The sequence below is a fragment of the Ectothiorhodospira sp. 9100 genome (genome assembly GCF_022227565.1).
Lineage (GTDB): Bacteria > Pseudomonadota > Gammaproteobacteria > Ectothiorhodospirales > Ectothiorhodospiraceae > Ectothiorhodospira > Ectothiorhodospira marina.
On record NZ_JAJNAN010000077.1, the window covers coordinates 1 to 6,790 of the forward strand.

Consider the following 6,790-nt stretch of genomic DNA (forward strand, 5'->3'; position numbering starts at 1 on the left):
CCAGAACACCTTTCGGCTGGTGTTGCCGGAGGGCTCGGCTCTGTAACGCGCACCATCAAGACACCGGCCGGGTTGATTGCTGTCGTGGTTCGTATCAACCGCTCGGGATGGCAACGGATCAACCTCCACTGCTGGGAGGGTGGAAGGCAACACGTCACGCAGTGCCGACCCGGGTGCATATCATGGGCGGCGGTACCACCGCGCCAGGGCATGATCCAGGGAGGCCCTTCCCGGCCCCCAGGTCATGATGGCCAGCAGCATGGCGGCCCAGGGTAAATGGTGCGTGGCCCACGCATCGGGGATGGTCAGCTGGATCACCACGGTCATCAATAACAGCCCCAGGGCCGCAAAACGGGTGCCCAGCCCCAGGATCAGCAGGATCGGCAGCAGGATTTCACCCATGGCGGCCAGATACGCACTGAGAACGGGTAGGGGCATGGGATAGGTGTTGCCCAGCAGGTGCAGCTGAAAATCGTGCTCGAATAGCCAGCGTGCCCCCGGGGAGAGTTGCAGACCGTCCCACTTGGTGATCCCTGATCGCCAGAAGGGGATGGCTACGGCGATCCGCAGCAGCAGGGCTGGCAGCGAGTTGGGCAGATACTGGAACCCCCGCGCGCTGGCATCGATCAGCCGCATCAGGGTCTGGCCGGCTGATCTGCCCGCAGGGTGGATGGACGTGGTCATGGGCACTCTCCTCTGCTAGGGGCCACCCGTCGCCGGTGCGTCTCGGCTCAGGACAGGGACTTTTCATTGATGGGGGTCGTCGGCAGCAGACGGTGTTGATACTCGGTGCAGGCCAGGGCCAACCGAGCCAGGTGGGATGCACTCTTGGCCCCCATCTTCTGCATGAGATTACTGCGGTGGATCTCCACGGTGCGCACGCTCACATCCAGATCCCGGGCGATGAGCTTGTTGGGTTGGCCATCCAGCAGACCCTCCAGAACGTCACGCTCCCGTGGGGTCAGTGCGTCGAGCCGCGCTTGCAGGTGGGCGACTTCCTGGGCGCCGGCCCGCTGCTCGGCATCCCGTTCCAGGGCATGGCTGACTGCTTCCAGTAGCGCTTGGTCGCCAAAGGGCTTTTCCAGGAAATCCAAAGCCCCCTCACTCAGCGCCCGCACCGCCATGGGGATATCCCCATGGCCGGTGATGAACACGATGGGCATGCGGATGTCCTGTTCCTTCAACCGGCGCTGCAAGGTGAGACCATCCATGTCCGGCAGGCGCACATCCAGGATCAGGCAACCGGGCGTTTGAGGTGTCACGAAGTCGAGCACTGCCTGGGCATCGGCGAAGGCGCGGACATGAAAGTCCTCGCTCTTGAGCAGCAGGCTCACCCCGGCGCGCACATCCGGATCGTCATCCACGAGGTGAATATGGGGTTTATGGGTTGGCATGGTGAGTCTCCAAGGGGAGAGTGAAATGAAATTCGGCCCCGCCTTCGGGCCGGTTGTGCGCGATCAACTGACCACCGTGGGCCTCGACCAGGGATCGGCTGATGGAGAGACCCAGGCCCAATCCCCCTTCCTTCCAGGTGGCAAAGGGATCGAAGAGCCGTGCCAGCCGCTCCGGCGGAATGCCCGGTCCGGTGTCGGTGACGGTCATGGTCACGCCCTCACGGGTGGAAGCCACCTGAAGATCAATGCGCGCCGGTCTCAGGCCGTGGACGGCATCCATGGCATTACGCAGCAGATTGATCAGGATCTGCTCCACCTGCAGGGGGACCACCAAGACCCTGGGCAGCGTGTCGGGAAGGTCCACTTCCAGTCGGATGTGGCGTCGATTCAGCTCCGGTCGCAGCAGTTCAAGGACCGGATGCACCAGATCACGGGGCGACACCGGTTGTTGCTCGGGGGTCTGGCCGGCCGCAAAGGCCCGCATCTGGCGCACCGTTTCGGCTGCCCGATGGGCACCGGCGTCGAGTTGACTCAGCGCCTCCTGAAGGTCTTCCATTTTGCCTCGGGCCAACAGGCGTTTGCAGGCCTGGGCGTAGCTGGAGAGGGCGCACAAGGGCTGGTTGAGTTCATGGGCCAGACTGGAAGACAACTCGCCCAAGGTACTCAGTCGCCCGGCGCGGGCGAGATCCTCCAGGTACTGGCGCGCCCGCGCCTCTGCCGCCGCGCGTTCATGGCTCAGGGCATTGAGCACCAGTCCGGTCAGGACCAGCAGGGCCAACTGGGCATTGAGGGACAACAGGCTCTCGCCCAGACCCATGTCAGCGAAAGGCCCCAGACCCCAGCCGGTTCCGGACAAGGCAATGGCACCGGTGATCAGGATCAGCCCTGAGGTGACCTGAATCGGGCAGCGTACAGCCGCCAGCATGATGAGCGGGAACACCGCGTAGGAGAGTGGCATCGCCACCATGGCAGGCAGTATGCCGGAGTACACCAGGGTGGTGATGCCGGTAATGGCGAGGCCCAGCGCCAGGGCCGCGAGCCGCACTGATCCCGACAGGCGCATAGGCGCGCCCAGCCAGGTGATCAGGGCTGGAGCCACCAGCACCAGTCCCATGAGGTCTGCCACCCAGCACAGCCACCAGGTCTGGCTGAAACGCAAGTCATCCATGCCGACGGCCATGCCCCAGGCCCCAGCCAGGGCGGCCAGGCCCGATGACGCCACGGCTCCAACGCTCAGCAGCAGCCACACATCCCGCAACCGGTCCAGTCGCGGCCTCATGGTCAGGCGCCGCAGCATGTAGCCGCCCAGGGCCACACCCGCGACCGTGGCCGCGACGATCCCGACCGATTCGAGCAGGGGCACCGCTGCTGAAGTAAACTGCCAGGTGATCAGGGCGGAGGCAATGCCCACAGCGGGCAGCATCCCGTAGCCATAAAGAAACACGAAGGCCAGCCCTACGCCGGTGGCGGGCCATACCAGCGGAATACCGTGGGCATCCGGGGTGAAGACAAACCCCCACATGCCCACCGCATAGTAGAGGGTGATGAGCATCAGGCTGCGCAGTAACAGGCCCATGCCGCTGATCGACACCACCCGGCGCCAGTGACGTCGGGTCAGTGAGGGGGAGAATGTATTCATGTGCATGGGCCTGGTCCCGTCAGAATCGAAACGCAGTGATGCCGCCGCTGCTCAGCAGCGCCGCAAGGCTGGTTTGCAGATTGAAACCGGGCTGTTCCACAGCCTGGGTGGTCGCCTGTTCCAGCTTGGCCCCCGTGCTCAGGGTCCGTACCAAGGCCGCCGTGCCCAGAGGAACAGCGCAGACCAGGACCTCCATATCGGGTCGGCAGACAAGGGTGGCCTCACCGCCGCTGTCCCGATCGATACGTCTCACCTGGGCATCGTGGCGATTGGTATGCCAGATGGAAAGCGCCGGCCAGGGGGACTCCAGTACCTGCAGGGACGGATGCAATTCAAGACGCAGGTGTCCCACTTGCGCGGGGGGTGTTCGGGCCAGGGCCTGCGGTGGCAGGGGTGTTTGGTCCTGGGCATGATAGGCACGGTGCCAGGCCCACTCGATGCGGGCCACATCGCCAAGATAGGGCAGGCGAGCGGCGGGTTCAAAGTGGTCGAGAAAGTCGGGAAACGTCTCCCCGTAGTTGATCAGTACCGGGCTGTCGGGCAGCACCTGCCCCACAAAGCGGCGTGCAACGGCCTGAAAGAATGCTTCTCCCACCAGACGCTGCACCACGGGATAGAGTCGGGTCACGGCCTCTACCAGGCTGACATGGACATTGTTGCGATAGACGCCAAAGCGCAGCACCGGCGGTTGAGATCCAGGGTGGCGCACACTTGAGGGCGGCGGTATCCGTGGCTGGCGCAGGGCCTGCACGAAAGCGGTCTCGTATTCAGCTTGCGAGGGCATGGCCTGCCTCCGAATGCTGGATGTGCCGATCCAGCAGGCGCTGGGCCCTGCGGGACTCCTCGAACAAGGCTGACCATGAAGGAATGTCGTTGTCCCACTCGATCAGCACGGGCAAGGGGCCGGTGAGGGTCAGGGCGTGTTCCAGCAACTGCCACACGCCCTCGGTGGCCGGGCGGTCATGGGTGTCGATCAGCAGGGGCCGGCCTTCGTCGTCCTGTTGCTGGTCGTGGCCGGCCACATGGATCTCGGCCACCCGATTCATGGGGAACGCATCCAGATATACCTGGGCCTCAAACCCATGGTTGGTGGCGCATACCTGGACATTATTCACGTCCAGCAGCAAGCCACAGCCGGTGCGATGCGACACGGCGTCGAGAAACTGCACCTCGCTGATCGTGCTGTCGGCCAGGTGAACGTAGGTGGAAGGATTCTCCAGCAGCAGGCGTTGTCCGAGCACCTCCTGCACCTGATCAATGTGGCGGCAGACCCGATTCAGGGTCTCGTCGGTGTAGGGCAGGGGGAGCAGGTCGTTCAGGAATCCACTGGAGTGAGTGGACCAGGCCAGGTGTTCTGAAAACAGTCCCGGACGGTAGCGACGGACCAGATTGGCCAGGCGGCTGAGATGTGGGCGGTCCAGCGCCCGCGCGCCGCCAATGGACAGACCCACGCCATGAATGGACAAGGGATAGCGCTCGCGAATGGCCGTCAGGTATCGATGGGGCGGCCCTCCGGCGCCCATATAATTCTCGGCGTGGATCTCGAACCAACCCATGTCGGGTCTTTGTTCAAGGATCGTTCGATAATGGGCTGATTTGAGCCCTACACCGGCGGATCGGGGGACGGCATCAGGGCCGGCCAATGTCAGGGGGGGCGTCAGATCAGACATGGAACCTCCTGCGACGGATCAGGGTACCGCGTCCCTGCGGTAGCGATGTCACGATAGGGTCAAGGGCCGGTATCTCAGGACTGCCTCGGCAGGTCCCGGTCCAGCGGCTCCAGGCTGCCTTGTCGGTCGCCCGGCAACTCAATGTCTTCACAGGTGCCGGCAGGCACCAGGGTCCAGGCGTTTCCCTGGTAGTCTTGGGTGGAGGTCCCTGAGCAGGACGTGCCCGGCCCGGCGGCGCAGTCATTTTCCCCGGCGGGTGACACGCCATAGCATTTTTCCATGGTGGCCGAGGAGGCCACCGCGCTCGGCGCAGCCATGGCGCCGGCCACGGCCAGGGCAAAGGCACCGGCCATGCTGGCGGTGGAGAGGGATGGGGTGGTCTTCTGGGTCATGGTCGTGCTCCTTAATCAATGAAGAGGGCTCGCGGGGCCTGGGTCTTGGTCCAGGCTTGCGATTAGATTAGGGGGCACGACCGGAAGGGGTAATGCGTAGGAATACGTAGATCGCTCACACACATCGCGCAGTGGGCACCCTGCCGGTCATGACCTGGGCAGGCCTGCCTGGCTGAAATGGCCTACTCTTGGGCAACAGCCGCTGCGCTCATCTTCTCCAGCGCCTCGCTGATGTTCTTCACCGGTGGGCAATTGCCCGCAAAGTGGCGCGTCGCGATCCAGGTTGGATCGTTGTAGCCAAGCCACACCTTGCCGTCGCCATCCTCCCAGACCAACGCCTTCAGCGGCAGGTCGATGCCGACAGTCTGAGCACACTGCATGAAGGGTGTCCCTCCCTGGGGATTCCCAAAGATGAGCAGTTCGGTGGGGCGAAGCTCCATGTCTATACTGTCGGCACCTTCCGTGTGATTGATGCGGGCGAAGACGTTGAGGCCTTGCTCCTCAACAATGGACTCGAAGCGATTCATGGTCGCCTCGGGGCTGTGCGGGCTTTCAACGGCAATCATGCCGTTGCCCGCGGCCGCTGCGGAGGTGACGGCGAAAAGCAGGACTGTGGCGCTGGACGGAATGACTTTCATGCCTCGATCCTCATGTTCGTCTATCAGGTGGCCGCTGATACTGGGGAGCCATTGCAAGTTTCTCAGTATCGAAGTCGGTATGGATGAGTGTAGCAGGCATCATTTGCGCCCAGTCCGGCGCATGAACTGCTCGCGCCAGGCCCGAGCGATCTGAACGGACCCTATGCAAGGGAATTCATGACCTGTTGCAAACGTAGCGGGCTTTCACCGCTCTCCCTGGTCAACCCAGCCTGTTTTCGCAAGCTCCCGCCTTCAGACGGGGGTAGTTGACCAGCGGGGCGAGGTGGTTACGATGGTGGCTGGTCAACCTCAGGCGCTCAGACTGATGAAGATAGCAGTATTCGGTGGCACCCGTGGTGTAGGCGCCCAACTGGTCCAACAGGCGGTCAAACAGGGCCATGCCTGCAGAGTGCTGGCGCGTCGCCCTGAGGCGGTAACGGATCAGCCCCAGGTCGAGATCATCAAGGGAGATGTGCTCGATCCGGGCGCCGTCGCCCGCACCCTGGAGGGTTGCGAGGCTGTGGTCATCAGCCTGGGCCCCACCCGAAAGGGCCTCCGCAATGTCTGTAGCGAGGGAACCCGGCTGATCCTGGAGGCCATGCAACGACTCGATATCCACCGTGTGGTGGCGGTCAGCTCCATGGGGGTGGGTGACAGTGCTCAGCAGGTACCCTGGTTCTTCAAGGTGCTGAGCGCCCTGTTCCTGCGGGCCGTGATGAAGGACAAGGAAACACAGGAACAGTACCTCCGGGACAGCGGCCTGGCCTGGACCATCGTTCGCCCGGGCGGCCTGTTTGATGGCCCGGCGACCGGAAATTATCAGGCGGGTGTGGACACCGAGACCACGGCGGCCCGGATCTCCCGGGCCGACGTGGCTTCCTTCGCCCTCATCCAGCTGCAGGATGATACCTACCTACGTAAGGCCCCCTACGTGACCTGAGCGGCCCATCCTTTGCCACCAACATGGCAATATTTCCCATCACCACGACCTGGTGTCCTGATTCGACCCGGGTCGAGTCATCGCCAGGCCGATGCGCGTTTGGTTGAAGACATGCCT

The 6,790-nt window shown here is 63.5% G+C and carries 8 protein-coding genes; 1 reads left to right on the forward strand and 7 read right to left on the reverse strand.

Features of this window, described 5'->3' with window-relative positions; translation table 11 throughout:
• Positions 1 to 180: 180 nt before the first annotated feature.
• The 7 genes from LPW29_RS14535 to LPW29_RS14570 all read right to left on the reverse strand — a co-directional run bounded on the left by LPW29_RS14535 (position 181) and on the right by LPW29_RS14570 (position 5,733).
• Entirely contained in the window at positions 181 to 684 is a 504-nt protein-coding gene (locus LPW29_RS14535; protein ID WP_238628613.1) for a DoxX family protein, read from the reverse strand.
• A 47-nt stretch (positions 685 to 731) separates the two neighbouring features.
• Positions 732 to 1,394: a response regulator transcription factor gene (locus LPW29_RS15570; RefSeq protein ID WP_274520341.1), complete on the reverse strand. Its 663-nt coding sequence runs from the start codon at positions 1,392 to 1,394 to the stop codon at positions 732 to 734.
• The gene (locus LPW29_RS14550) at positions 1,381 to 3,033 is read right to left on the reverse strand and encodes an ATP-binding protein (protein WP_238628614.1); all 1,653 of its coding nucleotides are present in this window, start codon (positions 3,031 to 3,033) and stop codon (positions 1,381 to 1,383) included. The genes LPW29_RS15570 and LPW29_RS14550 overlap by 14 nt, the downstream gene beginning before the upstream one ends.
• A 19-nt stretch (positions 3,034 to 3,052) precedes the next feature.
• Positions 3,053 to 3,817 carry an HvfC/BufC N-terminal domain-containing protein gene (locus tag LPW29_RS14555; RefSeq protein ID WP_238628615.1) on the reverse strand — a complete coding sequence of 255 codons (765 nt, stop codon included), beginning with the start codon at positions 3,815 to 3,817 and terminating at the stop codon, positions 3,053 to 3,055.
• On the reverse strand, positions 3,801 to 4,703 hold the full coding sequence (gene bufB, locus LPW29_RS14560; RefSeq protein WP_238628616.1) for an MNIO family bufferin maturase: 903 nt from the start codon (positions 4,701 to 4,703) through the stop codon (positions 3,801 to 3,803). Before bufB ends, LPW29_RS14555 begins: the two co-directional genes overlap by 17 nt.
• 74 nt (positions 4,704 to 4,777) lie before the next feature.
• On the reverse strand, positions 4,778 to 5,095 hold the full coding sequence (locus LPW29_RS14565; protein WP_090253919.1) for a BufA1 family periplasmic bufferin-type metallophore: 318 nt from the start codon (positions 5,093 to 5,095) through the stop codon (positions 4,778 to 4,780).
• Positions 5,096 to 5,277: 182 nt separating this feature from the next.
• Complete coding sequence (locus tag LPW29_RS14570) at positions 5,278 to 5,733, reverse strand: DUF302 domain-containing protein (protein ID WP_238628617.1); 456 nt, start codon at positions 5,731 to 5,733, stop codon at positions 5,278 to 5,280.
• Between the two features lie 325 nt (positions 5,734 to 6,058).
• On the opposite strand from LPW29_RS14570, the gene LPW29_RS14575 reads away from it, so the two are divergent.
• Positions 6,059 to 6,673, forward strand: a complete 615-nt coding sequence (locus tag LPW29_RS14575) for an NAD(P)-dependent oxidoreductase (RefSeq protein WP_090253971.1) — start codon at positions 6,059 to 6,061, stop codon at positions 6,671 to 6,673.
• Positions 6,674 to 6,790: the final 117 nt, after the last annotated feature.